The sequence below is a fragment of the Pseudonocardia yunnanensis genome, from assembly GCF_039534065.1.
In the GTDB taxonomy this organism is placed as follows: domain Bacteria; phylum Actinomycetota; class Actinomycetes; order Mycobacteriales; family Pseudonocardiaceae; genus Pseudonocardia; species Pseudonocardia yunnanensis.
In genome coordinates this window covers 298,637-324,805 of the sequence record NZ_BAAAUS010000008.1, presented here as the reverse complement: position 1 = coordinate 324,805, position 26,169 = coordinate 298,637, and the positions used below count along the sequence as shown (strand labels likewise).

General features: G+C 70.9%; 29 protein-coding genes. 14 read left to right on the top strand and 15 right to left on the bottom strand.

All coding sequences use genetic code 11. The features are described from left to right. Positions 1-13: 13 nt before the first annotated feature. Positions 14-496 carry a nuclear transport factor 2 family protein gene (locus ABD743_RS12770; RefSeq protein ID WP_344722175.1) on the bottom strand — a complete coding sequence of 161 codons (483 nt, stop codon included), beginning with the start codon at positions 494-496 and terminating at the stop codon, positions 14-16. 222 nt (positions 497-718) lie between these two features. On the opposite strand from ABD743_RS12770, the gene ABD743_RS12765 reads away from it, so the two are divergent. Beyond that, a complete protein-coding gene (locus ABD743_RS12765; protein WP_344722036.1) occupies positions 719-1,516 on the top strand; it encodes a putative protein N(5)-glutamine methyltransferase in 798 nt (265 codons plus the stop codon). A 30-nt stretch (positions 1,517-1,546) separates the two neighbouring features. Here the strand turns inward: ABD743_RS12765 and ABD743_RS12760 are convergent, their stop codons facing one another. The 8 genes from ABD743_RS12760 to ABD743_RS12725 form a co-directional block, all read right to left on the bottom strand. Then, entirely contained in the window at positions 1,547-2,755 is a 1,209-nt protein-coding gene (locus tag ABD743_RS12760) for an amidase (RefSeq protein ID WP_344722034.1), read from the bottom strand. Positions 2,756-2,894: 139 nt separating this feature from the next. Continuing rightward, positions 2,895-3,296: a DUF4180 domain-containing protein gene (locus ABD743_RS12755; RefSeq protein WP_344722032.1), complete on the bottom strand. Its 402-nt coding sequence runs from the start codon at positions 3,294-3,296 to the stop codon at positions 2,895-2,897. A 54-nt stretch (positions 3,297-3,350) separates the two neighbouring features. Then, positions 3,351-3,752, bottom strand: coding sequence for a hypothetical protein (locus ABD743_RS12750; RefSeq protein WP_344722030.1), 402 nt, complete (start codon positions 3,750-3,752; stop codon positions 3,351-3,353). After that, the gene (locus ABD743_RS12745) at positions 3,752-4,228 is read right to left on the bottom strand and encodes an OsmC family protein (protein WP_344722028.1); all 477 of its coding nucleotides are present in this window, start codon (positions 4,226-4,228) and stop codon (positions 3,752-3,754) included. The genes ABD743_RS12750 and ABD743_RS12745 overlap by 1 nt, the downstream gene beginning before the upstream one ends. An 18-nt stretch (positions 4,229-4,246) precedes the next feature. Then, on the bottom strand, positions 4,247-4,939 hold the full coding sequence (locus tag ABD743_RS12740) for an alpha/beta fold hydrolase (RefSeq protein ID WP_344722026.1): 693 nt from the start codon (positions 4,937-4,939) through the stop codon (positions 4,247-4,249). A 4-nt stretch (positions 4,940-4,943) separates the two neighbouring features. Beyond that, positions 4,944-5,186: a hypothetical protein gene (locus ABD743_RS12735; RefSeq protein ID WP_344722024.1), complete on the bottom strand. Its 243-nt coding sequence runs from the start codon at positions 5,184-5,186 to the stop codon at positions 4,944-4,946. Between the two features lie 90 nt (positions 5,187-5,276). After that, a complete protein-coding gene (locus ABD743_RS12730; protein WP_344722022.1) occupies positions 5,277-5,732 on the bottom strand; it encodes a (2Fe-2S)-binding protein in 456 nt (151 codons plus the stop codon). Positions 5,733-5,743: 11 nt separating this feature from the next. Next, complete coding sequence (locus ABD743_RS12725) at positions 5,744-8,017, bottom strand: xanthine dehydrogenase family protein molybdopterin-binding subunit (RefSeq protein WP_379659236.1); 2,274 nt, start codon at positions 8,015-8,017, stop codon at positions 5,744-5,746. Between the two features lie 387 nt (positions 8,018-8,404). On the opposite strand from ABD743_RS12725, the gene ABD743_RS12720 reads away from it, so the two are divergent. Together ABD743_RS12720 and ABD743_RS12715 are read left to right on the top strand one after the other, a co-directional pair. Next, positions 8,405-8,725: a hypothetical protein gene (locus ABD743_RS12720; protein WP_344722020.1), complete on the top strand. Its 321-nt coding sequence runs from the start codon at positions 8,405-8,407 to the stop codon at positions 8,723-8,725. Positions 8,726-8,824: 99 nt separating this feature from the next. Then, positions 8,825-9,643, top strand: a complete 819-nt coding sequence (locus ABD743_RS12715) for a Bax inhibitor-1/YccA family protein (protein WP_344722018.1) — start codon at positions 8,825-8,827, stop codon at positions 9,641-9,643. An 84-nt stretch (positions 9,644-9,727) separates the two neighbouring features. Here ABD743_RS12715 and ABD743_RS12710 read toward each other — a convergent pair whose 3' ends face one another. Further along, positions 9,728-10,948, bottom strand: coding sequence for an acetyl-CoA C-acetyltransferase (locus ABD743_RS12710; protein ID WP_344722016.1), 1,221 nt, complete (start codon positions 10,946-10,948; stop codon positions 9,728-9,730). A gap of 136 nt (positions 10,949-11,084) precedes the next feature. Here ABD743_RS12710 and ABD743_RS12705 point away from each other — a divergent pair, with 136 nt between their 5' ends. The 3 genes from ABD743_RS12705 to ABD743_RS12695 all read left to right on the top strand — a co-directional run bounded on the left by ABD743_RS12705 (position 11,085) and on the right by ABD743_RS12695 (position 13,282). Next, entirely contained in the window at positions 11,085-11,540 is a 456-nt protein-coding gene (locus ABD743_RS12705) for a pyridoxamine 5'-phosphate oxidase family protein (RefSeq protein WP_344722014.1), read from the top strand. Between the two features lie 147 nt (positions 11,541-11,687). Then, entirely contained in the window at positions 11,688-12,038 is a 351-nt protein-coding gene (locus ABD743_RS12700; RefSeq protein WP_344722171.1) for a YciI family protein, read from the top strand. After that, a complete protein-coding gene (locus ABD743_RS12695; RefSeq protein WP_344722012.1) occupies positions 12,035-13,282 on the top strand; it encodes an RNA polymerase sigma factor in 1,248 nt (415 codons plus the stop codon). The genes ABD743_RS12700 and ABD743_RS12695 overlap by 4 nt, the downstream gene beginning before the upstream one ends. Here ABD743_RS12695 and shbA read toward each other — a convergent pair. Then, positions 13,279-13,905, bottom strand: coding sequence for an RNA polymerase sigma factor ShbA (gene shbA, locus ABD743_RS12690; protein WP_344722009.1), 627 nt, complete (start codon positions 13,903-13,905; stop codon positions 13,279-13,281). The two genes, ABD743_RS12695 and shbA, sit on opposite strands and share 4 nt — an antisense overlap. Before the next feature lie 290 nt (positions 13,906-14,195). On the opposite strand from shbA, the gene ABD743_RS12685 reads away from it, so the two are divergent. After that, positions 14,196-15,560, top strand: a complete 1,365-nt coding sequence (locus ABD743_RS12685) for a cystathionine beta-synthase (protein ID WP_344722007.1) — start codon at positions 14,196-14,198, stop codon at positions 15,558-15,560. 108 nt (positions 15,561-15,668) lie between these two features. Further along, positions 15,669-16,817, top strand: a complete 1,149-nt coding sequence (locus ABD743_RS12680) for a cystathionine gamma-synthase (RefSeq protein WP_344722005.1) — start codon at positions 15,669-15,671, stop codon at positions 16,815-16,817. 26 nt (positions 16,818-16,843) lie between these two features. Here ABD743_RS12680 and ABD743_RS12675 read toward each other — a convergent pair whose 3' ends face one another. Further along, on the bottom strand, positions 16,844-17,071 hold the full coding sequence (locus ABD743_RS12675) for a hypothetical protein (protein ID WP_241038735.1): 228 nt from the start codon (positions 17,069-17,071) through the stop codon (positions 16,844-16,846). Between the two features lie 92 nt (positions 17,072-17,163). On the opposite strand from ABD743_RS12675, the gene ilvA reads away from it, so the two are divergent. Next, entirely contained in the window at positions 17,164-18,414 is a 1,251-nt protein-coding gene (ilvA, locus tag ABD743_RS12670; protein ID WP_344722003.1) for a threonine ammonia-lyase, read from the top strand. A 40-nt stretch (positions 18,415-18,454) separates the two neighbouring features. Here ilvA and greA read toward each other — a convergent pair whose 3' ends face one another. Further along, entirely contained in the window at positions 18,455-18,940 is a 486-nt protein-coding gene (gene greA, locus ABD743_RS12665) for a transcription elongation factor GreA (protein ID WP_241038737.1), read from the bottom strand. Positions 18,941-19,530: 590 nt separating this feature from the next. Between greA and mca the strand changes: the two genes are divergently transcribed. The 4 genes from mca (at position 19,531) to ABD743_RS12645 (ending at position 23,821) form a co-directional block, all read left to right on the top strand. Continuing rightward, positions 19,531-20,442 carry a mycothiol conjugate amidase Mca gene (gene mca, locus ABD743_RS12660; RefSeq protein WP_344722002.1) on the top strand — a complete coding sequence of 304 codons (912 nt, stop codon included), beginning with the start codon at positions 19,531-19,533 and terminating at the stop codon, positions 20,440-20,442. Positions 20,443-20,463: 21 nt separating this feature from the next. Beyond that, entirely contained in the window at positions 20,464-20,877 is a 414-nt protein-coding gene (locus tag ABD743_RS12655) for a hypothetical protein (protein WP_344722000.1), read from the top strand. Positions 20,878-20,890: 13 nt separating this feature from the next. Next, positions 20,891-22,909 carry a thioredoxin domain-containing protein gene (locus ABD743_RS12650; RefSeq protein ID WP_344721998.1) on the top strand — a complete coding sequence of 673 codons (2,019 nt, stop codon included), beginning with the start codon at positions 20,891-20,893 and terminating at the stop codon, positions 22,907-22,909. 303 nt (positions 22,910-23,212) lie between these two features. Beyond that, the gene (locus ABD743_RS12645; protein WP_344722169.1) at positions 23,213-23,821 is read left to right on the top strand and encodes a hypothetical protein; all 609 of its coding nucleotides are present in this window, start codon (positions 23,213-23,215) and stop codon (positions 23,819-23,821) included. Between the two features lie 67 nt (positions 23,822-23,888). On the opposite strand, the gene trhA is transcribed toward ABD743_RS12645, so the two are convergent. Beyond that, complete coding sequence (gene trhA, locus ABD743_RS12640) at positions 23,889-24,560, bottom strand: PAQR family membrane homeostasis protein TrhA (protein WP_344722167.1); 672 nt, start codon at positions 24,558-24,560, stop codon at positions 23,889-23,891. Between the two features lie 122 nt (positions 24,561-24,682). Here trhA and ABD743_RS12635 point away from each other — a divergent pair, with 122 nt between their 5' ends. Further along, a complete protein-coding gene (locus ABD743_RS12635; protein WP_344721996.1) occupies positions 24,683-25,456 on the top strand; it encodes an isoprenyl transferase in 774 nt (257 codons plus the stop codon). A gap of 172 nt (positions 25,457-25,628) precedes the next feature. On the opposite strand, the gene ABD743_RS12630 is transcribed toward ABD743_RS12635, so the two are convergent. After that, entirely contained in the window at positions 25,629-26,045 is a 417-nt protein-coding gene (locus tag ABD743_RS12630; protein ID WP_344721994.1) for a hypothetical protein, read from the bottom strand. Positions 26,046-26,169: the final 124 nt, after the last annotated feature.

The following is a 26,169-nucleotide window of genomic DNA, read 5'->3' as shown; positions in this document are numbered from 1 at the left end:
TTCGCGCCATGTCCTACCCCTGAGTGATCGCCTCGGCCGCGGTACGGCGAAGGTGGCAGCTCACGTCTCCGACGAGGTCGATGTGCACGCGCCGCTCCACGAAGCGCCATCTCCCGTCACGGCGCTCGAAGCGGTCGTGGTAGCGGCCGCTGACGATGGGTTGCAGGGGCAGGTCGGGCAGCGCCTGCAGCGCGGTGACGTACGACCGGGCGCCCGCTGTGCCCGCCTCCTCGTCGACCTCCACGATGATGTTCGTGACGAGATGCTTGGTGCGAGGAGTGCTGTCCTCGTAGACGATCACCGAATCTCTGAGCATCCCCTCGATGGCGTCCCGGCCGGTGATCGGCACGTTCCGCGCGATGAAGGTGGCATCGGCGAGCAGGTGGCCGACACCCGCGAAGTCGCCGACGTCCACGAGCTCTGCATAGGTGGAGATGAGGTTTTCGATGGCCCGGTGGCTCGAAGCCGGATCGGCCGGTGTGCCGGATGAGGGCATGGTCACCGTTCCGACACTAGGTGGGCGGGGCCGTGGTTCGAACCCGTTTGGTCGGGGTCCGGGCCGCTGTTTAGGCTGACGCAGCACGCAGGACATGACGGCCGAAGGGGGTGGGACCCATCACCGCTCGTTCAGGCTGGGCACTCCCCGTCTCGCGCTCTTGCGGCTGACCTGACTGAGGTCGCCGAGGGGAGGCGCCCGCGGGCATCGCGAAAGGCTCCCATGTCGATCTCATCCCCTTCTCTCCCCGAACCCGCGTCCGACATCATCACCCGCCTCCGTGCGGCCGGGTGCGTCTTCGCCGAGGACGAGGCGCGCTTGCTCCTCGCCGCGGCCCGTACCCCGTCCGACCTCGCAGTCATGCTGGATCGGCGCATCGCAGGCCTGCCGCTCGAGCAGGTGCTCGGCTGGGCGGAGTTCTGCGGTTTGCGGGTGGCCGTGGATCCCGGGGTCTTCGTCCCCCGCCGCCGCACGGAGTTCCTCGTCCACGAGGCGGTCGCCCTCCTGCAGCCCGGGGCCGTGGTCGTCGATCTGTGCTGCGGCACGGGTGCGGTGGGCGCCGCGATAGCTGCGGCACCGATCCCGATCGAGGTGTACGCCGCCGACATCGACCCTGCTGCCGTGCGGTGCGCGCGCCGCAACCTCGGCCCCGTCGGCGGTCTGGTCTACGAGGGCGATCTCGACGAGCCGCTGCCCGTAGCGCTGCGCGGGCGGGTCGACGTCCTGGTGGCCAACGCGCCGTACGTGCCCACCGACGCGATCGGCATGATGCCACCGGAGGCCCGTCTGCACGAACCGAAGGTGGCGCTCGACGGCGGGCCGGACGGGCTCGACGTGCAGCGCCGGGTGGTGGCCGTCGCCCCGCGATGGCTGGCGCCGGGCGGCCACCTGCTGATCGAGACGAGCGAGCAACAGGCGCCGCACACCGCCGACGCGTTCGCCCGCCACGGGCTCCTCCCGCGAGTGGCCTGCTCGGACGAGCTGAGCGCCACCGTGGTGATCGGGACGATGCCGGGCTGACCGCGCTGGTCGGAGAAGGTGCTGGTGGATCTAGCGGTCGAGGGGCTTGTAGTTCGACGCGAAAGCGAGCAGTTCCTCCACCGACTGCGCGTGCTCGAGCAGGCGGGCGTCGAAGCCGCGCCGTCCGACGAGCTGAACCCCGAGCGGAAGACCGTGCTCACCCAGTGCGGCGGGCAGGCAGATCGCCGGCGTGCCGGCGAGGCTCCACCTGGTGCAGTAGCGGGGGTCGCCGTTGTCACCTGCGGGTGGGGCGGTGCCGGAGGCGGGAACGGTGAGCAGGAAGTCCACGGTGGACAGTGCTTCGTCCAGTTCGGTGACGAGCTGCGTGCGCCGCTCCAGCGCCCGCTGGTACTCCTCGGCGCTGATCGTGGCGGCGTGGTCCAGCATCTCGCGCACCTTCTCGCCGACGAGGTCGGGCCGCTCGATCCCGAGCCGCCCGATCCCGGCCGCGCCCTCGAACTCCGAGATCGTGCCGTGCAGCGACAGTCCTTCGTCCCCGCAGAGCGGGGTGGTCACGTCGGTCACGTGGGCACCGGCGTCCGCCAGCTGCCCGGCCGTCCGGTCCAGCACCGAGCGCATCTCGGCACTGGTCATGGACCAGTCCCGCGTGTGGACCACACCGATCCGCAGCCCCGCCGGTTCCGGAGGCGCCGTGGCCGCCGTGAACCTCAGGTCACCGCCGGACATGACGTCCGCCGCGGTGCCGGCGAGCCCGACCGTGCGGGCGAAGACCCCCACGGTGTCGATGCTGGGGGCATAGAGCCACAGCCCGTCGGTGGGGATGGTGCCGTAGGTCGGCTTGAACCCGACGACGCCGCAATAGGCAGCGGGCCGGACGATCGACCCGTTGGTCTGCGTGCCGATCGCCAGGGGCACGAGACCTGCTCCGACCGCGGCGGCCGACCCGCTGGAGGAGCCGCCCGGGCTGAAATCGATGTTCCATGGATTGCGCGTGGCGTTCGCGCCGAAGTAGGCGAACTCGCTGGTCATGGTCTTGCCGACCACCACAGCACGCCAGTTCTGCAATGCGGTGACCGCTGCGGCGGTGCTCGTCGCCTGCCGAGCGGGAATGGCGGCCGTGCCGAGCGCGGTCGGGAGGCCCGCCACGTCGAAGAGGTCCTTGACGCCCAGCGCGAGGGCGTCCGGTCGCTGGTCCGAGGAGCCCGGGGACGTGCCCACGCACGTGAAGGCGCGCAGCGTCCGGTCCAGGGCGGACACCCGCTCGAGCTGATCGATCACCGTGATCTCTCCTCACCGTCCAGCGGGCGGGAGGAAGCGCCGCCGCAGGGCCACGCCCTCGAGTCTCCCGCCCAGGTCCGGGCGCATCAGCGAGAGCTGCCCCACGACGACGGGCTCGCCGCCACGGTGGGCACGCCGTTCATTCCGACGCGGCAGGGGCCTTCCTGGTGAGCCGGTCGCCCAGCTCGGCGTCGTCGGCCACGAACCACAGGTGACGCCCGCGGTTGCACTCCACCACGAATGCACGCAGCGACGCGCTCCTGGCCAGGTGCTCGGACAGGTCGCCGCGCACCGCGAGGCGCAGCCGGTAGTTGACGAACTTCTGGACGATCTCGCCCGCGATGCCGGTGGACAGTGTGAAGAAACCGGGGTCGAGCCGTTCGACCGGGACGGCGACGAGGTCGGCCCGCTGGTAGAGCGCCTCGCCGATCATCTCGACGGCGTCGCCGCTGGTGCGGAGCTTGGGTCCGTCGGGAGCGCAGACGAGGACGTGCGTGCCGCGGATGTTCGTCACGATGTCGGCCACGGGCCCAGCGCTCATGCGCACAGTCTCGGTGATGCGAGGGATCGTGGCTTGTGAATTTTGCGTGTCCGGTCAAACCGTGGTGGTCGGCGGGTGGATCCGCCGCCGGCGCACCAGCGCACCGAGCGCGGCCGCGGCCGCCACACCCGCGACGAGAGGCGGGGCGAGGAACAGAGCGCCGACGGGCCACAGGTTGGCGCCGACGACCTCGGCGCTCGCGCTGTAGACGCAGAACAGCAGGAACGCCGGCACCGCGACACCCACCAGCGCCACCAGCACACCGCGCACGTATCCGGCGGCTCCCGCCAGAACCGCGAGCCCGGCTCCTGCCGCAGCCCAGTGCCCGGTGCGCACCGGCGAGGCCAGGGTGTTCGGGTCGCGGGTGGGCACCACGCTCCAGTCGGCCGGGAACACCGCCCACCACAGCACGAATGTGGCGACGGCGAGCAGGGCGGTGACCCCCGCGGTCCGCATCAACCGACGTCCACGAACTCGATCACCGGCTCCACACGCACGGGGGTGGCGAGGCTGTTGGCGATGAAGCACTCGCGGTGGGCGACCTCCACGAGGTGGCGGACGCGGTCCTCGCTCGGACCCGCGGCGAGCTGGATCCGCGGCCGCAGCACGATCTCGGCGAGCCGGACCGGACGGTCGGCCTCGGGCATCGTGGCCGTGGCCTCGTCGTGATAGTCACGCACGTCCAGCCGGGCCCGCGCGGCCACCGCGAGGAACGACAGCAGCTGGCAGGACGCCGCGGCCAGCACCACGAGCTGCTCCGGGTTGAGGTGCGCGGGGTCGCCACGGAACGCCGGGTCGGACGACAGCGTGAGCTCGGGGGCGGCCGGCGGGGCGGTGCCCTGGTGCGTCCGTCCGTAGTGCTCGTAGCCGCCGGCGGTGGAACCGGACCACGAGCACGTTGCCTGGTACCGGTGCACGGAGTCCTCAGCCATGATCCGACCGTAGTGCGCTCACGCCAGCGCCTGCAGCAGAGCGGCAAGCTCGGCCGGGCGGTTCTCGGGGATCATGTGGTTCGTCGCGATCTCGTGGTAGCGCCAGGCCGGGCTCTCCTTCGCGCGCCGCGCCGGCGTCTCGAAGGCGGCCCCGGGATCCACGGTCGCCCGGATGTACGTGCGGCCGAACGGCTGCTCCTCCAGCGGGGTCGAGAGCCGGACCGGTTCGGTGAGCGTGCCCACCGGTTGCGGGGTGCGGCGCAGGTTCGACCACTCCGCCGCCGCCGGGTCGTCGTACTCCCGCTTCGGCGGCGGCACGAGCCACGGAGCCCCGATCTCCGACGCCGGATCGCCGAAGCCGCCACGGGTCAGCGTGGCCAGGCTGTCACCGTCGCCGGGCACGAACGCGTCGAGGTAGACGAGCTCGCGCACCCGGGTGCCGATGTGGTCGAGCGCCCCCGTGACGACCATGCCGCCGTAGGAGTAGCCGAGCAGCACGATGTCGTCGAGGTCCTCGTAGCGCACCACGTTGACGACGTCGAGCACGTGCAGCGACAGGTCGACGTGCGGTCCGGTCAGGTGCGACCGCTCGCCGATGCCGGTGAGGGAGGGCGTGAAGACCTCGTGGCCCTCGGCGTGCAGCAGCCGCCGGACGAACCGGAAGCCGTACGAGCCACCCCACGCGCCGTGTACCAGTACGTATCGCGCCACGTGATCAGCGCTTCGGGACGCCGGCGTCACGAACCCCGACCGGGTCGGCAGCGCGCCGCGGGGCGAGCGGGCCGCGGGAACGGCGACCCAGGAACTCCCGGCCGGTCTTCAGCACCCGGCTCACCGTGTTCGGGCCGCGCCGCGCCTCGATGAGGTCGCCGATCCGCCCGAGCAGCCAGCCCAGCAGCGGCGCCGCGACCGCCAGGATCAGCCACATCCGCAACCGCGCCGAGAAGAACGCCCACATCGGGCTCACCTCCGATCTGAGCCGGTCTCCGGCGGGAGCCTATGCGGGCGCGCTCCTTCTCGCACGATCAATTTGTCGGACGGGCCCCGGCTACATCTTCGATGCCGCGCTCTTGATCGCCTCGCGGATGCGGAAGTAGGTGCCGCACCGACAGACGTTCTCGATCTCGTCGATCTCCTCGTCGGTCGGGTCGCTGGTGCTGTTGAGCAGGGCCACTGCGGCCATGATCTGGCCGGGCTGGCAGTAGCCGCACTGGGCGACGTCCTGCTCGAGCCAGGCCTCCTGCACCGGATGCAGCTGATCTCCGTCGGCGAGCCCCTCGATCGTGGTGATCTCGCGGCCCTCGACGTCGGACACCGGGGTGACGCACGGGTTGAACGCCTCCCCGTCCACATGGGAGGTGCAGGCCTTGCAGACGTCGATCCCGCACCCGTACTTGGGCCCGGTGATCCCCAGCTTGTCGCGCAGGGCCCAGAGCGTGGGCAGGTCGGCGGGGGCGTCGACGGTCACCTCGCGACCGTTGACCGTGAAGCTGTAGCTCGGCATGGCGGGGCCTCCTAGCGGGGGAACGGCTCGAAGTCGACCGGGAAGTTGATCGGGAAGCTGCGCGGGGCGATGCCCGTGGCGCGGGCGTAGGCGTTGGCGATCGCGCCGGCCGCGGCCGGCACGCCCAGCTCGCCCGCCCCGCCCGGTTCGCCCTCGCCGGGCAGGATGAAGATCTGCACGTCGGTGGGGGAGTTCGCCTGGCGCGCGTAGTGGAACTGCGAGTAGCTCCCCTCCAGCGGCAGCCCCTTGTCGATGTGCAGGCCGGCCTGCAACGTCACCGAGATCGCGTCCGTGAGACCGCTCAGCAGTTGCGCCTTGAGCCCTCGCGGGTTGATCGGGAGCCCGTAGTCGCCTGCGATCACGGCCTTCGTCACGCGCGGGGCGTGTGGGTCGCGGCCGTCGATCTCCACCAGACACGCGGTGCGCGAGCGGTACTCCTCGTGGAACGCGATGCCCTGGGCGAAGCCGTCGTCCAGGGAGCGGCCCCAGTCGCCCTCCTCGGCGACCTTGTCGAGAACCGCCCGCTGCGCGTCGTTCTTGAGGAACGCGCGGCGGAACTCGTAGGGATCCTTGCCGAGCTTCTCCGCCACGGCGTCCACCACGATCTCCTCGCCGCACCGCGAGCTCACCGAGTACACCGAGCGCCACGCGCCGGTGTGCATCTTGATGGGTGCCTCGGTGAGCACCTGCTCCACGGCCCCGAAGTTGTAGGGGCTCTTCACGGTGAGCATGAAGACGGTCTGCGCGAAACCGAAGTTACCGCCCGGAAGCTCCGCTGCGGTCGCGGACAGGATCTCGCCGAGGCCATGAGTCCAGTCGGTCTCGACGAACGCCGTGTGGTGCTCGAGCCGCAGCACCGTGTCGGGCCCGAGGGTGGCCCGGAAGCGGTGGTGGGCGGCCGGCCTGGCGCGGCCGTGGCGCATGTCGTCGGTGCGCGACCACATGAGCTTGATGACCCGGCCGGTCGCCTTCGAGATCCGCGCCGCCTCCAGCGGGCCGTCCCAGAACAGCCTGCGTCCGAACGACCCGCCGGCCTGCACCACATGGCAGGTGACGTTGCCCGGCAGGAGGCCGAGCTCCTTCGCGATCTGCTGCTGGGCGACGATCGGCGACTTCATGCCGCCCCAGACCTCGGCCTTTCCGCCCCGGACGTCGGCAACCGCGGAGTTGGTCTCCATCGGTGCGTGGCTGATCGGAGCCCAGTCGAACTCGAAGTCCATCTGGTTCGGCAGCGAGATCGGGGGGATCAGGGGCAGCGTCGTCTTGCGCAGGGCATCTCTGATGCCCTCGTCCGACAGGTCGTCGACCGTGCCGGGGCCCCAGCTGACGTCCAGGGCCGTCACCGCGTCGAGGGCCTGCCCGAACGTCTCCCCGACGACGGCGACGCCGGTCTCGATTACCGCGACGTCGAGTACGCCGGGCATGGCGCGCACGTCGTCCTCGTTGTGCACCTCGTCGACCGTGCCGTTGATCGTCGGTGGCCTGCGGACCATCGCGGGGGTGGCATCCGGGATGTCCAGGTCGAGCGTGTAGGTGAAGGCGCCGGTGACCATGGCACGGGCGTCCACCCGCGGCTGTGGTGTGCCGACGAGCTTGAACTCCGACGGAGGCTTGGGCCGGGCCACCAGCTCACGGATCGGGAGCGACGCGGCGAGGCGCGTGAGCTCGCCGTAGCCGGCGCTGCGGCCGTCGGTGGCGACGACGCGGCCGTTCTCCGTGTTCAGACCGTCCGCGGGCACACCCCACCGGTCGGCCGCGGCCGCCTGCAGCCGGGCACGTGCCGCCGCGGCAGCCGCGCGCACGGGACCGTAGACAGACCGGATCGAGTTCGACCCTCCGGTGAGCTGGTTGAACAACAGCTCCGGCCGGGCCGGTGCCAGCGGCATGTCGACCTGGTCCAGCGGGATGTCGAGCTCCTCCGCCACCAGCATCGCGACAGCCGTCGTCAGGCCCTGGCCCACCTCCATGCGGGGCAGCTCGGCACGCACCCGGCCGTCCTCGGTGATCTCCACGGTGAACAGCAGTGCCTCGGTGGGCTTGCCGGACAGGATCAGGACGTCACCCAGGTCCTGCAGGTCGGCAGGCTGCGGGAGGCTGGGCGTCGGAACGGCGGACGCCGACCCCGGGGCGAAGGTGTCGATGCCGAGCTTGGCGGCGACAGTGAGTGTCGATCCGGCCGCCAGGTAGACGAGGAACTTTCGCCGTCCGAAGACGGCGTCGCGCAGTCCGGGCTGCACGGTGCGGTGGCGGCCGCGCATCGGGTCGTCGGTGGTGGGACTGGCCATCCGGGCTCCTCCTGAGGGCACGACGGCGTGCCCCTCGTCGGGGGTCGAGTTCGGTGGTCGTGCGGGGTCGGGCGCCTGAACGCCACCGGTCGGTGCCGGTGACGGGCACGGTCGGATAGTGGCCGGGACCACGATGATCAAGGCCTCGTGCTACCAAACGACGGCGTTGAAGATCGGAAACGTCGAATGTGCGAGGAACCTGAACACCCGGCTAGTACTGCAGCTCAGGCTCGTCCGGACGATCCGGCGCCGCTGTCCGGCAGGTAATCTCGGGGAGGTGACGGGCGACCGTCCGGTCCTGGTGGGACTGCTTCTCTACCTGCTCGTGGCCGCCGCGCCGACGATCTTGTTCTGGGTGGCCGCGAGGCTGGTGCCTGCCGTGGTCGAGTGGGTGGCCGAGCGCCGCCGCCGCGCCGCCGCCGCGCCGCCGCCCCGGTGGGGCCGTCCCTCGAGCGCGTCGTGGCCAACCTCCGCAGGCTGCGCCGCGAGGTGCGCGATCGCACACAGAACACCCAGGTCCGCCGGGTGGCGGTGCTCGCCGCCTACGACGACACGCTCCTGCAGGCCTGCGGGCTGGTGGACGTCGACGCCCCGCTCGCCTCGGCCGACAGGCCCGACCGCGCGTTCGCACGACTGCTCACCGAAGCCGCCCTGGAGGACGCGGGCATCGCCCTCGACCCACCTCAGGACGGCGCTGCCGCAGCTTGACCCGAAACACAGTAAAGTCGCCTTTACGTACGGGGAACGCCGTGGCCCGCTTCGGCGTTGAACAGCATGGATGCCCGAGACGCTTCCGAGGAGGAACAGGTGCGCACCAGTAGCAACCCGGCGTTCCGCAACCTGCCCACCGGGCAGGGCGGCGGATACGCCACGTTCGACCGCCGGGGTGGCGCGATGGGTGGCGCGGCCGCCTATGGCGACGCCCAGGCCGCGCAGGTCGGATACGGGCGTGCCGGTGTCAGTGAGCGTCCGCTCACGATGGATGACGTCGTCACCAAGACCGCACTCAACGCCGGCATCGCGCTCGTCGCCGGCGTGCTCACCGCGATCAGCGGGCTCTACGGGCTCGTGCTCCCGGCGTTCATCATCGGGCTCGTCGTCTCACTGATCGTCATCTTCAAGCAGAGCACCAACCCGGCGCTCGTCCTCATCTACTCGGCGGCCATGGGTGTGGCGCTCGGTGGCATCACCGGTGCGCTCGAGCTATCGGGCACGCAGTTCCAGGGCATCGGCCTGCAGGCCGTGATCGGCACCGCCGGCGTGTTCGTCGGCATGCTCGTCGTCTACAAGACGGGCGCGGTGCGGGTCACGCCGAAGTTCACCAAGTGGCTGATGGGCGCCCTCATCGGCGTCACGGTGCTGGCGGTCTTCAACCTCATCTTCAGCTTCTTCATCCCCGGCGGTCTCGGGGTGCGGGAGCCCACGATGATCGGCTACCTGTTCAGCATCGTCTGCATCGGTGTCGCCGCGTTCAGCCTGCTGCTCGACTTCGACATGGCCGACCGCGCCGTTCGCGACGGCGCCCCGGCCAAGTTCGCCTGGTACATCGCGTTCGGCCTGATGACCACGCTGGTCTGGCTGTACATCGAGATCCTGCGCCTGCTGAGCTACCTGCGCCAGGAGTGACGTCCGGGTCCGTCCCGGACCACCCCGTCACGACAGCGGCCCGGCACCCCGAGAGGGGTGCCGGGCCGCTGTGCGTCTCGTGGGTCAGCTGAGGCGCTCGAGCACCATCGCCATGCCCTGTCCGCCGCCGACGCACATCGTCTCCAGGCCGATCTGCTTGTCGTGGGTGCGCAGGCCGTTGATCAGCGTGGTGGTGATGCGCGCGCCGGTCATGCCGAACGGGTGGCCCAGCGCGATCGCGCCGCCGTTGACGTTGAGCTTGTCCTCGTCGATGCCCAGCTCCCGGGCCGAGGGGATGACCTGCGCCGCGAACGCCTCGTTGATCTCCACGAGGTCGACGTCGTCGATCGTCATGCCTGCCCGGCCCAGCGCCTGCTTCGACGCCTCGATCGGCCCGAGGCCCATGATCTCCGGCGACAGCGCGGAGACGCCGGTGGAGATGATCCGGGCCAGCGGCGTGACACCCAGCTCGGCTGCCTTCGTGTCGGACATGATCACGAGCGCCGCCGCGCCGTCGTTGAGCGGGCAGCAGTTGCCGGCGGTGACGCGGCCGTCGGGCCGGAACACCGGCTTGAGCTGGCTGACCGCCTCGTAGGTGACGCCGGAGCGCGGGCCGTCGTCGGCGGAGATCACGGTGCCGTCGGGCAGGGTGACGGGGGTGATCTCCCGGGCGAAGAACCCGTCGGCGATCGCCTTCTCGGCAAGGTTCTGCGAGCGGACGCCGAAGTGGTCCATCTCCTCGCGGCTGATGCCCTTGAGGAGCGCGACGTTCTCCGCCGTCTGGCCCATCGCGATGTAGACGTCGGGCAGGTGCTCGTCGGGGCGCGGGTCGCTCCAGGAGTCGGCCCCGTTCTCGGCGATGTGCTTCGTGCGGTCCGCGGCGTCACCGAAGATCGGGTTGCGTGTGTCGGGCCACGAGTCGGAGCTGCCCTTGACGAAGCGGGAGACCGTCTCCACTCCGGCGGAGATGAAGACGTCGCCCTCGCCGGCGCGGATCGCGTGCAGGGCCATGCGGGTGGTCTGCAGCGACGACGAGCAGTAGCGGGTGATCGTGGTGCCCGGCAGGCTGTCGTAGCCCAGCAGCACCGCGACGACCCGCGCCATGTTGTAGCCCTGCTCGCCGCCGGGCAGGCCGCAGCCGAGGATGAGATCGTCGATGTCGGACGGGTCGAGCTGTGGCACCTGGTTGAGCGCGGCGCGCACGAGCTGGACGGTCAGGTCATCGGGTCGGATGGTGGTCAGCGACCCCTTGTGGGCGCGGCCGATCGGGGATCGGGCCGCCGCGACGATCACGGCTTCGGGCATCGTCTTCTCCTCGCACTGGGTATGGCTACCGGCCGGAGAATACCCGCGGGTAACCGCATCAGGGGATCAAATCGGATGTGACCCTGCCGGGTGGAACGTGACCCGAGTTGTCAGGTTTCGGCCTCATGATCCCGGCATGGCCACATGGAAAGACGTCGAGATCGCCGAGCCGGGGTTCGCCGCCCGCGTACGGAAGATCTTCGACGCGCACAAGCACAAGACCGTCGCGACGCTTCGCTCCGACGGCTCGCCGCGCATCTCCGGAATCGAGGCGCAGTTCGCCGACGGCGAGCTGACGTTCGGGTCGATGCCGGGGGCGCGCAAGGGCGCCGACCTGCGCCGGGATCCGCGGTTCGCGCTCCACAGCGCCTCGGAGGACCCGGGGGAGGGCAACGAGGCGGCCTGGTCCGGTGACGCGAAGATCGCCGGCCGGGCGTTCCACGCCGGCGACGTGGACGGTGACCTGTCCGGCGACCTGTTCCGTGCCGAGATCGACGAGGTCGTGCTCACGGGCCTGAACGAAGCCGCAAGCATGTTGGTGATCGAGGCCTGGACACCCACACGCGGACTGCGGCGGATCGAACGGGAGTAGAGGCCGGCACAGGGCCGGTGACCGACACCGAGCAAGGTGTACCGGTTGTGTCGATTTCGCCCCGGGTCGTTCGTCGTCATGCTGTGGTGGCACCCCGGCCACCCATGTCGACCCCGTGACGACGACAGGGAGCATCTCGTGAAGTACATGCTGCTGATCTACGGTGCCCAGCCCACCGAGCCCCCCACCGAGCAGGCGATCCAACAGGAGATGGACGAGTACTGGGCCTACGAGAAGGCCGTCGCCGATGCGGGCGTGCGGCTGTCCAGCGACGCGCTGCAAGGCGTCGAGACCGCCACCACCGTCCAGATGCGTGACAACGGCGAGCGGGTGGTCACCGACGGGCCGTTCGCCGAGACGCGCGAGATCCTCGGCGGCTACTACCTGATCGACGTCCCCGACCTCGATGCGGCGCTGGACTGGGCGGCCCGATGCCCGGGTTCGCACCGCGGCGGGAAGGTCGAGGTGCGCCCGATCATGGAGTTCGAAGCGCCGTGACCCTGGGGGCAGCCGGCTCCGTCGAAGCAGTGTTCCGTGAGGAGCGGGGCCGGCTGCTCGCCACTCTCGTGCGTCAGTTCGGCGATCTCGACCTGGCCGAGGAGGTCGCCTCCGAGGCTGTTGCCGCCGCGCTCGAACACTGGCCGGTCGACGGCGTGCCGACGAAACCGGCGGCGTGGCTGCTCACGACTGCGCGCCGCAAGGCGGTCGACAGGCTGCGCCGGGACAAGGCCTACGCCACCCGGCTGGCCGTGATGCGGGCCGAGGCCGAGCGCGAGGGCGCGGCCGTCCCCGCCACGGAGGACGAGGACGTCCCCGACGAGCGGCTCCGGCTGTTCTTCACCTGCTGTCATCCGGCCCTGCCACTCGAGGCTCAGACGGCGCTGACCCTGCGATGCCTCGCCGGGCTGGGCACGCCCGAGGTGGCGCGTGCGTTCCTCGTGCCGACCGCCACGATGGCGCAACGCATCGTGCGCGCCAAGCGCAAGATCCAGGCGGCGCGCATCCCGTTCCGCGTGCCGGACGCGCGCGAGTTGCCCGGCCGGCTCCCGGGCGTGCTGCGTGTCATCTACCTGATCTTCACCGAGTCCTACGCGGCGAGCGCCGGGCCCGAGCTCCTGCGCGCCGATCTCGCCGACGAGTCGATCCGGCTGGCTCGGATCCTGCACGGCCTGCTCCCCGGAGAGCCGGAGGTGTCGGGGCTGCTGGCTCTGATCTTGCTGGTCGACGCCCGGCGAGCCGCCCGCATCACCCCGGACGGGGACCTGGTGCTGCTCGACGAACAGGACCGGTCGCTCTGGGACCGGGACCGCATCTCCGAGGGACGCAGGCTCGTCGTCGAGGCGCTGCGCCACGGCGCACCCGGGCAGTACGCGCTACAGGCGGCCATCGCGGCACTGCACGACGAAGCAGCGGACGTCGCCACCACCGACTGGCCCCAGATCGTGGCCCTCTACGACGTGCTCGGAGACGTTGCGCCGTCACCACTGGTGCGGCTCAACCGGGCGGTGGCGGTTGCGATGCGGGACGGTCCGGCAGCCGGACTCGAGCTCCTCGACGCCCTGGCTGACGACGAGCGGCTGCGCGGCTACCACCTGCTGCCCGCCGCACGTGCCGACCTCCTGCGCAGGCTCGGTCGCCACCGCGACGCCGCGCTCGACTACCGGCGGGCGCTACAGCTTGTGGGCAACGAACCGGAGCGGGCCTACCTGGAGCGCAGGTTGTGCGAGGTGACGCGCTCCTAGGTTCGCTCGGCGGCGAGCTGGCGCAGCTTGGCGAGCGCCCGGTGCTGGGTGACGCGCACGGCGCCTGCCGTGGAATCGACGGTGCGGGCGGTCTCCTCGGCGCTCAGGCCCAGCGCGATCCGCAGCACGAGCACCTCGCGGTGGTGCTCGGGGAGCTGATCGAGGAGGTGGCGCAGCTCGGCGATCTGGGTGCCGAGCACGGCGATCGTCTCGGGGCCCGCAGCGGCGTCCGCCGCGTCGGGAAGCGTGTCGGTGGGGACGGAACGGTTGCGCCCGGCAGCACGGAACGCGTCCACCACCTTGTTGCTCGCGATCCCGTAGACGAAGGCCATCACCCGCGTCTCGCCGGGACGCCAGCGCTCGAGCGCGTTGTAGAGCGCGATCAGCACGTCCTGGGCCACGTCGTCGGGCGTGGCCATGCCGACCGTCACGCCGATCCGCGCGCGGCAGTAGCGCACGACCAGCGGGCGGACCTCGTGCAACAGCTGCTCCAGCGAGAGCTTGTGGCCGTCGGCGGCGCGCCTGGCGAGCTCGTCCAGCTCGGCGTCACGGATGGCGAGGCGCTGGGCCTCGGCCCGGTCGCGGTCCTCGACCCCGTAGACGTCGTCGCCGACCGATGGCACCGGTGCGCCCCTCCTGCTCATCGGTCCTGGCCGGGAACGGCCGGGGAGGCCGGACCGCAAAAGTCTCCGGCCCCCGGCCACTCTCGGGAGTCGTCGGATCAACCGGCCGCGGCCCGCTCGGTCGGTGAGGTTCGTCCCGTGTTGGGGAAGACTAGTCCGTTCGCCACGTTTTGTGCTCCCGATCGGCCGGACGACTGAACGCGCAACCATTCGACTCTGCGCAACTCCCCACGTCGCAGGTCATGCGGCACCCCCGGGGCGCCCCGCGCACAGGGTGCGACCATTGAGCTATGCGCTACGTCGAGCACGTCACCGACCTGGTCGGGAACACCCCGCTCGTCCGGCTCGGCACGGTCGCGGAAGGGGTCGCCGCGCCCGTGCTCGCCAAGGTGGAGTACTTCAACCCGGGCGGCAGCGTGAAGGACCGGATCGCGCTGCGGATGATCGACGCCGCCGAGGCATCGGGGGAGCTGCGCCCCGGCGGCACGATCGTCGAGCCCACGTCGGGCAACACCGGCGTCGGCCTCGCCATGATCGCCCAGCGCCGCGGCTACAAATGCATTTTCGTGTGCCCGGACAAGGTGAGCGAGGACAAGCGCAACGTCCTGCGCGCCTACGGCGCAGAGGTCGTCGTGTGCCCCACCGCCGTCGAGCCGGACCACCCCGACTCCTACTACCGCGTCTCCGACCGGCTGGTCGCCGAGACCGAGGGCGCCTGGAAGCCGAACCAGTACGCCAACGAGCACAACCCCGAGTCCCACTACTTCGGCACGGGCCCGGAGATCTGGGAGCAGACCGAGGGCCGGATCACCCATTTCGTGGCCGGGATCGGCACCGGCGGCACCATCAGCGGCACTGGCCGCTACCTCAAGAAGGCGTCCGGTGGCCGCGTCCAGGTGATCGGCGCCGACCCCGAGGGATCGGTGTACAGCGGTGGCGGCGGCCGTCCGTACCTCGTGGAGGGCGTCGGCGAGGACTTCTGGCCGACGACGTACGACAAGGACATCTGCGACCGGATCGTCGCGGTCTCCGACGCCGACTCGTTCCACATGACCCGTCGGCTCGCCCGCGAGGAGGCGCTGCTGGTCGGCGGGTCCTGCGGAATGGCGGTGGCGGCGTCGCTGGTCGTCGCGCGCGAGCTCCCGGCCGATGCGGTGGTCGTCGTGCTCCTGCCCGACGGCGGCCGTGGCTACCTCGGCAAGGTCTTCAACGACTCCTGGATGGCGAGCTACGGGTTCCTGCCCCCGGCGCAGGGCGCCACCGTCGGCGACGTGCTGCGTCGCAAGGACGGTGCGATTCCCGCCCTCGTGCACGTCCATCCGAACGAGACCGTGGCCGACGCCGTGCAGTACCTGCGCGAGTTCGGGGTCTCGCAGATGCCCGTGGTCCGGGCGGAGCCGCCGGTGATGGCCGCGGAGGTGGCGGGCGCCGTGGTCGAGCGCGACCTTCTCGACGCGCTGTTCACCGGCCGGGCGCAGCTGTCGGACCGGCTGGAGAAGCACATGTCGCCGTCGCTGCCCACCATCGGTGCCGGCGAGGCGCTGGCCACGGCCATGAGCGCGTTCGCCACCGCTGACGCCGCGCTCGTGCTCATGGACGGCAAGCCTGCGGGCGTCGTGACCCGTTCCGACGTGCTGGCCTTCCTCGGCAGCTGACCCCGGCCACGAGCCACGTTCACGCCATCGGATGGCGTGGACGTGGCTTTACGCCGACAGGGGCCACCACACGGCCGGGGCCGGCTGCGGTCCGCGTAGCGTGCTCACATGCGCGGCTTCTCCACCAACGCCATTCACGCCGGCCAGGAGCCGGACCCGACGACTGGCGCGGTGATCACACCGATCCACCAGTCGTCCACCTTCGCCCAGGACGGGGTGGGTGGGCTCCGCGGCGGTTACGAGTACTCGCGCAGCGCCAACCCCACCCGTACCGCGCTACAGGAGTGCCTCGCCGCGCTCGAGGGCGGGCGTCACGCGCTCGCGTTCGGCTCCGGAATGGGCGCCTCCGACGTCCTGCTGCGTGTGCTGCTGCGCCCGGGTGACCACATCGTCATCCCGCACGACGCGTACGGCGGCACGTTCCGGCTCGTCGACAAGGTGCTGGTGCCCTGGGGGATCGAGTACACGCCTGCTGACCTCTCGGACATCGACGCGCTGCGTGCGGCGCTGCGACCGACCACCCGTGCCATCTGGTGCGAGACCCCCACCAACCCGCTGCTCGGCATCGCCGACATCGCGGCCCTCGCCGACATCGCCCGATCGGCCGACGCGCGGCTCGTCGTCGACAACACGTTCGCGTCGCCCTACCTCCAGAACCCGCTCGGCCTCGGCGCCGACGTCGTGCTGCACTCCACCACCAAGTACGTCGGCGGCCATTCCGACGTGGTGGGCGGTGCGCTCGTCACGAGCGACGACGAACTCGCCGAGCGGCTGCGTTTCACCCAGAACTCGGTGGGGTCGGTTCCCGGCCCGTTCGACGCGTGGCTCACCCTGCGCGGGGCGAAGACCCTCGCGGTGCGGATGGAGCGCCACAGCGACAACGCGGAGCGCATCGCCGAGCTGCTCGCCGGGCACCGAGGCGTCGAGCGCGTGCTCTACCCCGGTCTGCCCGAGCATCCCGGCCACGAGGTTGCGGCGAAGCAGATGCGCCGGTTCGGCGGAATGGTGTCCTTCACCGTTTCGGGTGGCCGGGAGGCGGCGCTGCGGGTGTGCGGCGCCACCACGCTCTTCACGCTGGCCGAGTCGCTGGGGGGCGTCGAGTCGCTCATCGAGCACCCCGCCGCCATGACCCACGCCTCGGTGGCAGGTTCGGCGCTGGAGGTGCCGGACAACCTGGTGCGGCTCTCGGTGGGCATCGAGGACGTCGAGGACCTCGCGGAGGACCTCCGGGAAGCGCTGGACACCGCCACCCGCTGAGCCGTGGGCAACAGCACCCCGGCGGATCAGCTCTTCGCCGGGGTGTCCAGGTCGGCGGTAGTGGGCGGCTGCTGGGCGGGCTCGGGCACCACGAGGTCGCCGGGAGCGATGCAGCCGCCCACAAGTTCGTAACCGTCGGCGTTCAGCTCGTAACGGCCGGGATCGTCGCAGCCGGCGCCTTCAACGGTGGCAACGGCCACCGCTGCCAGCACGGCGGCCACGAACAACGGTGCCATCGCCCGCAGCCGAGTCATCCGACCTCCCCGCCAGCGGCTCCGTCGGATGCCGCTACCCACTGGTTCACAGGTTACCGGGGGGCGTGGGCCCTCGCCTCCACGGTGCGAGGATGGGTGACATGGTCACCGTCGGTTCCGTCGCGCCGCCCGTCGGGCTCGCGGACGTTCGTAGCGCCGCTGAGCTGCTGCGGGGGGTGGTCGCTCCCACGCCGATGGCAGGGTCCCGTGCGCTGACGGAGATGTGCGGTGGTCCGGTGTGGCTGAAGTGCGAGAACCTGCAGCGCACCGGGTCGTTCAAGATCCGTGGCGCGTACACCCGGCTCGCCCGTCTGGATGACGAACAGCGATCCCGTGGGGTGGTGGCGGCCAGCGCCGGCAACCACGCCCAGGGCGTGGCCCTGGCCGCCCAGATGCTGGGGATCGAGGCCACAGTTTTCATGCCCGAACAGGCGGCTATCCCGAAGGTCGGCGCCACTCGTGGTTACGGCGCACAGGTGCATCTCGTCGGCCAGACGATCGACGGCAGCATCGCCGCGGCCACCGAGTTCGCCGAGCGCACCGGGGCCGTGTTCGTGCACCCGTTCGACCACCGCGACATCATCGCCGGCCAGGGGACGGTCGGGCTGGAGCTGCTCGAACAGGTGCCGGACGTACGCACCGTGCTCGTCTGCACCGGTGGAGGCGGCCTGCTCGGCGGCATCGCGGCAGCGGTCAAGGAGCAGCGCCCCGATGTCGCTGTGGTGGGGGTGCAGGCCGCCGGCGCCGCCGCCTGGCCCCCGTCTCTCGCCGCAGGCGAGCCCTTGGCGTTGGAGTCCATGCGCACGATCGCCGACGGCATCGCCGTCGGGCAGCCGGGGAAGGTGACGTTCCCACAGGTGGCGAGCCTCGTCGACGAGATCATGACGGTCGACGACGATGCCCTCTCCCGAGCCCTGTTGCACTGCTTGGAGCGCGCGAAGCTACTGGTGGAGCCTGCGGGAGCGGCAGCGGTGGCCGCTCTGTTGCAGCACCCGCGCCGGTTCGCCACACCTGCCGTGGCCGTGCTGTCCGGCGGCAACGTGGATCCCCTCGTGCTGCTGCACGTGATCCAGCACGGCATGGCCTCCGCCGCCCGCTACCTGTCGTTGCGGGTACGCGTGGGAGACCGGCCCGGCGCGCTGGCCGAGCTTTTGGCACACGTGGGTTCACTCGGCGCCAACGTGCTGGACGTCGAGCATTCACGTATCTCGGGCACGCTCCCACTGGGAGAGGTGGAAGTGGCGTTGGCGCTCGAAACTCGTGGCCCTGATCACTGCACGGAGCTGGTGGAAGCGCTGCGCGGCACCGGCCACGACGTGGTCGAGGTGGCCGGGCCGCGTTGAACCGCGCTCCGTGCGATGTAGCCGGGGTGTCGAGTGCGGATCAGCCTCGGAACGGCTCCGCTGACACGAGCGCAACCTTCATGTTGCCGCCGTCGGGAAGCTGGTACTCGCGCGACTCGCCGACCCGCGCGCCGAGCAGCGCGGCTCCGAGCGGCGAGTTCGGGGAGATCACCTGCAGGTCACCGTGGCTGCCCTCCTCGCGGGAGCCCAGCAGCACGGTCTCGGTGTCCTCGTCGTCGTAGCGGATCTTCAGCACCATGCCGGGAGCGGCGACATCGGAGGACGTGGGCGGCGTGCCGACGTGCGCGGTGCGGAGGAGCTCCTGGAGCTGGCGGATGCGCGCCTCCTGCTGGCCCTGCTCCTCGCGCGCGGCGTGGTAGCCGCCGTTCTCCTTGAGGTCGCCCTCTTCGCGGCGGGCGTTGATCTCAGCAGCGATGACGGGGCGGTTCGCGATCAGCTCGTCGAGCTCCTGCTTGAGCCGATCGTAGGCATCCTGGGTCAGCCAGGTCACCTGGGTTTCCGTCACGGTCATCACTCCTCCAGCCTGTCGCGGTCCATGCAGCCACGGACCGTTCGCCCGCGGGGTCGGGCACCGCCGGTGCGCAGCCCCGTTCTCGAAGGCGGCACTAGCCCCGAGTAAGGAAAAACACGACCCGCCTGCGGGCCGTGTCGGCTCACGGTAACACGGTGGCAGCCGCTCGTCGCAGCTATTCGACGAACGGTTGGGGCGTTCGGGAAGTTCCCGGCAACGTCATCGTCGCAGGTCAGTGACCCTGCGAGACCGAGGCCGACCGGTGGCTGCGGCCGGACGGGGGTCCGGTTGACCGCTCAGGGTAGCGGTGCCGGGCGTCTCCTGTCCGCAGGTCGGAATCCCCGGCGTGCCGCGCGTCGGACGCCCGTGCGGACGGTTGCACAGCGTCACGAAGCGGGCACCGACGCGGTCACGGGGAGCCACCACAAGGGGATCGCGAACCGGAGGGGAAGTACGTGGGGACCATCGGTGTTGACCAGGAAGGAACAGGTTGTCGGGCCGATCTGACACCATCGTTCCGGTAGATGATCTGTCCGAATGATCTATCCGACGCATGTTCGACCGGAAGGACCGCAGCGACCGCCATGTCCTCACTAGCACTGCACAACTCGGGACCTCTGCGGCTCATGGCTGTGCACGCGCACCCCGACGACGAGTCCAGCAAGGGTGCCGCCACCATGGCGCGCTACGTCGCGGAAGGCCACGAGGTCATGGTCGTCACCTGCACGGGTGGCGAGGCCGGAAGCATCCTCAACCCGGCGATGGACCGGCCCGGCGTGCTCGACGACCTCCCGGCGGTCCGGCGTGCCGAGATGGCCCACGCCGCCGAGATCCTCGGCGTGGAGCACCGCTGGCTCGGCTTCGTCGACTCCGGCCTCCCCGAGGGCGATCCGAAGCCGCCCCTCCCCGAGGGCTGCTTCGCGGTGCAGGACCTCGAGGTCGCCACGAGGCCGCTGGTGGCCCTGATGCGCGAGTTCCGCCCGCACGTCGTGATCACCTACGACGAGACCGGCGGCTACCCGCACCCCGACCACATCCGTTGCCACGAGATCTCGGTGGCGGCCTTCGACGCTGCGGGCGACCCCGACCTGTACCCCGGCACCGGCGAGCCGTGGCAGCCGCTCAAGCTCTACTACTCCCACGGCTTCTCCAAGAAGCGCATGGTCCTGTTCCACGAGGCGCTGCTCGCCCGCGGTCTCGAGTCGCCCTACCACGAGTGGCTGCAGAACTGGGCCGACCGTCCCGACGCGTCGGAGCGCGTCACCACCCGGGTGCAGTGCGGCGACTGGTTCGAGGTTCGTGACAGGGCCCTGCTCGCCCACGAGACGCAGATCGACCCCACGAGCCGCTGGTTCTTCGTGCCGCTGGACATCCAGCGCGAGGTGTGGCCCACGGAGGACTACGAACTCGTCCGCAGCTTCGTCGATTCACCCACTCCGGAGGATGATCTGTTCACCGGTGTCGATGCCGGGGTGGCGGTGCGCCCGGCCGTCTGACCGGCGCGTACCGTTCTTCGGGTGAGTCCCGTCGAGCCGCTTGTGGCCGAGCCCTTCCTGATCCACGGGAATGGCGCGGCTCCGGTCGTGCCCGTGGTGATGGCGGTCCCGGCGCAGGACCCTGCGCCCCCGCCGGGAAAGGGACCGGAGTTCGGCGAGGCATCGCCCGTTGCGCTCGTCGTCATCGTCTTGCTGGCGATCGTCACGATCTTCCTGATCCGGTCGATGACCAAGCGGCTCAAGCGCCTGCCGCCCAGCTTCGGGCCCGTCGAGGACGAACCCGACAAGGCAGGCGACAAGCCGGAGGCGTCGGCGGACGACGAAGCCGACGACGACAAGGCCCAGCTCACGGCCAACGGCAAGAAGACCGGGGCCGAACGCGGGGCAGGCGAGGCCGAACACCGCCCAGAGGATGCCGGGGGCAGCCGGGCCTGACAGGGTTGACGGCATGCCGAATCGGCTCGCCACAGCCACCAGCCCGTACCTGCTCCAGCACGCCGACAACCCCGTCGACTGGTGGGAGTGGTCCGACGAGGCCTTCGCCGAGGCGGCCCGCCGGGACGTCCCCGTGGTGCTGTCCGTGGGGTACGCGGCCTGCCACTGGTGCCACGTCATGGCCCACGAGTCGTTCGAGGACGAGGCCACCGCCAAGCAGCTCAACGCCGATTTCGTCGCGGTGAAGGTCGACCGGGAGGAGCGCCCGGACATCGACGCCGTCTACATGGCGGCCACGCAGGCCATGACCGGCCAGGGCGGATGGCCGATGACGTGCTTCCTCACCCCGGCCGGTGAGCCGTTCCACTGCGGCACCTACTACCCGCCCAGCCCCCGCCCGGGCATGCCGGGGTTCCGCCAGCTCCTCGACGCCGTCACCAGGGCATGGCGCGAAGACGGCGAGCGCGTGCGCCGCTCGGCCGGGGAGATCGCCGCCCGCCTGGCCGACAACGCGGCCGCGGCGCTGCCTCCGTCGCCCGTCGATCCGGAGTCCCTGGACCGGGCCGCCGCCACCCTCATCGAGATGTTCGACGGGCGGTTCGGTGGATTCGGCGGGGCACCGAAGTTCCCGCCGTCGATGGCGCTGGAGTTCCTGCTGCGCCACTACGAGCGCACCGGCGCCGAGCCCACGCTGCGCCCCGCCGCGCTCACCTGCGAGCGGATGGCCCGCGGTGGCATGTACGACCAGCTCGCCGGCGGCTTCGCCCGCTACAGCGTCGACGCCCAGTGGATCGTGCCGCACTTCGAGAAGATGCTCTACGACAACGCGCTGCTGCTCCGGGTCTACGCACACCTCGCGCGGATCACCGGCGAGCCGTTCCCGCGCCGCATCGCCGAGGAGACGGCGGCGTTCCTCCTCGGCGACCTGCGTACCGCGGAGGGCGGCTTCGCCTCCGCGCTCGATGCCGACACCGACGGCGTCGAGGGACTGACCTACTCATGGACGCCACAGCAGCTGCGCGACGTGCTGGGCGACGACGACGGGAACTGGGCCGCGACCCTGCTCACCGTCACCGAGCGGGGCACGTTCGAGCACGGCTCGTCGACGTTGCAACTGCTGACCGACCCCGACGACCCCGAGCGCTGGGAACGAGTCCGCGCCGCGCTGCTCGCGTCACGCAACACGCGCCCGCAGCCGGCCAGGGACGACAAGGTGATCACAGCGTGGAACGGGATGGCGATCCTCGCGCTCGCCGAGGGAGGCGCGGCGCTGGACCGTCCCGACTGGGTGGACGCCGCGGCCCAGGCCGCTGATCTCCTGCTGCAGCTGCACGTCGTGGACGGACGGCTGCGCCGCTCGTCCCGGGAAGGTGCGGTGGGCAGCGCCGCCGGGGTTCTGGAGGACTACGGCTCCTTCGCCGAGGGGCTGCTTGCACTGCACCAGGCCACCGGCTCGCCGCGCTGGCTCGCCGCGGCCACCGAACTGCTCGACGTCGCGCTCGAGCACTTCGCCGACCCGGAGCGCCCCGGCTCCTTCTACGACACGGCCGACGACGCGGAGACCCTCCTGCACCGGCCGCGCGAGTTCACCGACAACGCCACCCCGTGCGGGAGCTCGGCCACGGTGTCGGCCCTGCTGACGGCATCGGTGCTGGTGGCCGACCCGACCCGGTACCGGGACGCCGCCGAGGAGGGCCTGCGCGGAGCGGGCACGCTGGCCGAGCACCACCCGCGGTTCGCCGGCCACTGGCTCACCGCCGCCGAGGCGATGGTGCGCGGGCCGCTGCAGGTGGCGGTCGTCGGGCCCGACGGTGACGCGGGCCGGGACGCGCTGCTCGCCCACGCCCGGCACATCGCCGCAGGCGGCACCGTCATCGTGCCCGGTGAGCCGGGCGCGGCCGGGGTCCCGTTGCTCGCCGACCGCCCCCTCGTCGACGGCGTTGCCGCGGCGTACGTCTGCCGGGGCTTCGTCTGCGATCGCCCCGTGACGGCGACGGAGGAGCTCACAGCAAGCCTCGGCCTACGCCCCTGACCCTGCCCCGCGAGTCGCCCGGTTCCCGCGGGTGAGTGGCGTGGATTCCGTCCGTGAGTGGCCCGGTCGGTGTGTCTTGCGCGCTGGACCTCGTGGGGGACGTCCCGATCCTGTGCGTGATCCGGGGCGACACCGGCTCGGGCGTCGCCTGCGCCCGCGGGCGGGTCGTCCGCTTCGCCTCTGAGTCCCCCGATCGGGTGGGCCGTCCGGTTCGCTCACCGTGAAACTCTGCGGTGCAGCGGTGTTGCTGTGTAATCTCGTAATCGGCACACAGCAGTGGAGGTGGAGCAGATGTCTGGACGGATGCACCGTGGGTGGCACGGGCCCGGTGGCCGAGGTGGTCGCGGTCCTGGCCGGGGTGGCTGGCAGCAGGCGGACCTTCCCGGTGCGGACGACGCTGCGGCGTGGCTGCAGGGGCGGCTGCCGGACGCGTGGTTCGTCGACGCCCCGGACGTGACGGTGGACCGTGAAGAGATCCTGATCGTGGGCGAGCTCCCACCGATCGACACCGAGTTCCCCGACACGGAGGCAGGTCGGGCGGATCGGGCAGCGGCGGTGGCGGGGCGCATCTCGCGCTTCCGCGAGTCCACGCGTGACGAGCGCATCGAGATCGCTCGCCAGGCGGAGCACCGCTATCAGCGCAAGGTGGCCTGGGGCGCCCGCCTCGGAAGCACCATCGAGCTGTTCACCGTCGCCTCGGTGCCGGTGATGACGCGGCTGCGCCAGCCGGAGCGCATCGTGCTCGACACGCTGGTCGACTCGGGCGTGGCCCGCTCCCGTTCCGACGCGCTGGCCTGGGCGGTGCGGCTTGTCGGGCAGCACGCCGACGAGTGGCTGAACGAGCTGCGCGAGGCGATGGCGAAGGTCGACGAGCTGCGTGCGAAGGGTCCGACCGGCAACGACGGCGCATGACCGACGCATCAAGGGGCCACCGCACGACCGGACGGGGCGGCTCGCGACTCGCGGGCCGTGGCCGGGTTCAGAAGAGGATCAGCCAGATCGCGATGTAGTGGCAGATCGCGGCGAGCACGGTGGCTGCGTGGAAGAACTCGTGGTAGCCGAACGTGGCCGGCCACGGGTTCGGCTTGCGGGTCGCGTACATCACCGCACCCACGGTGTAGAGCAGGCCACCGGCCAGGATGAGCACAAGCGCCGCGACGCCGCCGCCCCTCAGGATCGCGGGGAGCACGAAGACGGCCACCCAGCCGAGCGCGACGTAGATGGGCACACCGACCCACGCCGGGGCGTGTGGCCACACCGTCTTGAGCACGACCCCGGCGAACGCGCCCGCCCAGACCAGGATGAGCACCCAGCGTGCGGTGCCTGGGTCCATCGCGAGCGCCGCCACCGGCGTGTACGTGCCCGCGATGAACAGGAAGATCATCGAGTGGTCGAGCCTGCGCATGACGGCCCGGCTGCGGGGGGTGCGCCAGGTGCGGCGGTGATAGAGCGCGCTCGTGCCGAACAGGCCGAGGATCGTGACGCTGTAGACCGAGGTGGCGAGGGCGGCCCACGACCCCACCAGCGCGGCCGAGACGGCGATCAGCGTGGCGCAGGCCGCGATCGACACGGTGAACGACCAGAAGTGGAGCCACCCGCGCATACGCGGCTTGACCAGCGGCGCGCCGGGAGGCACGGGGACGGTCCGCATGCTCACCTGAGCGAGGCTACGGCACTTCCGTCGACGCCCTCATGTACCGGCGGTGAACCGCAGGCTGCCAGGTGGACCGCGCGTCGAAGGGGGTGACGGCCGCGGGCGTACGCTGACTGCCCGTGGGCGTCCGTGACGTGCTGTACTCGCTGTACGAACGCAAGCTCCGCCTCGAACTGGGCAGAGGGCCGGCAGAACGACCGCGGCACGTCGCCCTGATGCTCGACGGCAACCGCCGATGGGCGCGCGGAGAGGGATACGCCGACGTCAACGACGGCCACCGCGCCGGTGCCGCCAAGATCGCTGATCTGCTGGAGTGGTGCGAAGAGGCCGGCGTCGAGGTCGTGACGCTCTGGTTGCTCTCGACCGACAACCTCAACCGCCCGGCGGAGGAGCTCGAACCGCTCCTCGAGATCATCACCGGCGTCGTCGACGATCTGACCGGGCCGGCCACCCGCTGGCGCCTGCGGATCGTGGGAGCGCTGGAGCTGCTGCCGTCGGAGATGGCGCACCAGCTCTCCGCTGCAGCGGCTCGCACCGTCGGACGCACGGGGCTCGAACTGAACATCGCCGTCGGCTACGGCGGACGCCAGGAGATCGCCGACGCGGTGCGCAAGCTCCTGCTCCAGCACGCGGAGTCGGGCACCTCCATCGAGGAGCTCGCCGAGGTGCTCGACGTCGACCACATCGCGGCCCACCTGTACACGTCCGGCCAGCCGGATCCGGATCTGGTGATCCGCACCTCCGGCGAGCAACGGCTCTCGGGCTTCCTGATGTGGCAGTCCGTGCACTCGGAGTTCTACTTCTGCGAGGCCTACTGGCCCGCCTTCCGGCGGGTGGACTTCCTGCGCGCCCTGCGTGACTACGCGGCCCGCCACCGTCGTTTCGGCTCCTGACATCGGGGATGGCCGGTCGCAGAGAAACGGCCGGCGCGGTGTAGCTCCGTACAAGGCGAATGCCCTTCCGACCGGTGACGGGCCCTTGGCAAGTCCGTCACCGAGTCAGAAGGGCATTCACGGGGTGCGACCCGATGGCGCCGGTCTACTTCTCGCCGGCGTCAGGCCTCGATCAACCGCCGAGAGGGGCCGTCACAGGGGCCGACTGGTTGAAGGAGTCGGTGACGCTGTAGTCGTCGTCCTGGCGGTTGTCCTCGAAGGTGAGGTTGTCGCAGCTCGCGATCGGGGCCCCTGCCTGAATCGGCGCGGTGACCGGGGCGAATGCCTGGGTCAGCACGTTCGCGGCCGCGCCGAGGAGCGCGATGCCGGTCGAGGTGCCGTCGTTCGCGTTGGCGGTCTCCGCGGTGTTGTCGTAGGCACAGTCGGCTCCGTCGTACTCGGAGTCGATGTCGAAGAACCCAACCGTCGAGCTGTCGCCCCCGCGGGGACCGTTGTCCGAGCCGCCCCTGTCCGCCGCGAAAGCCAGCGGAGCCACGGCGAGCAGACCGGCGGTGGCCGCAGCCACGACAATTCCAGCCTTCTTCAGCACAGTTCATCTCCTGTTGATTCATCGGAGCCGACCAGGGGTCGATCCTCATCAGAGTCAGCGGCATGACTGGGGGAGCCCTCGCTGACCAAGGAAAATCTAGCAATGTAGCGGGATCGGAACAAAT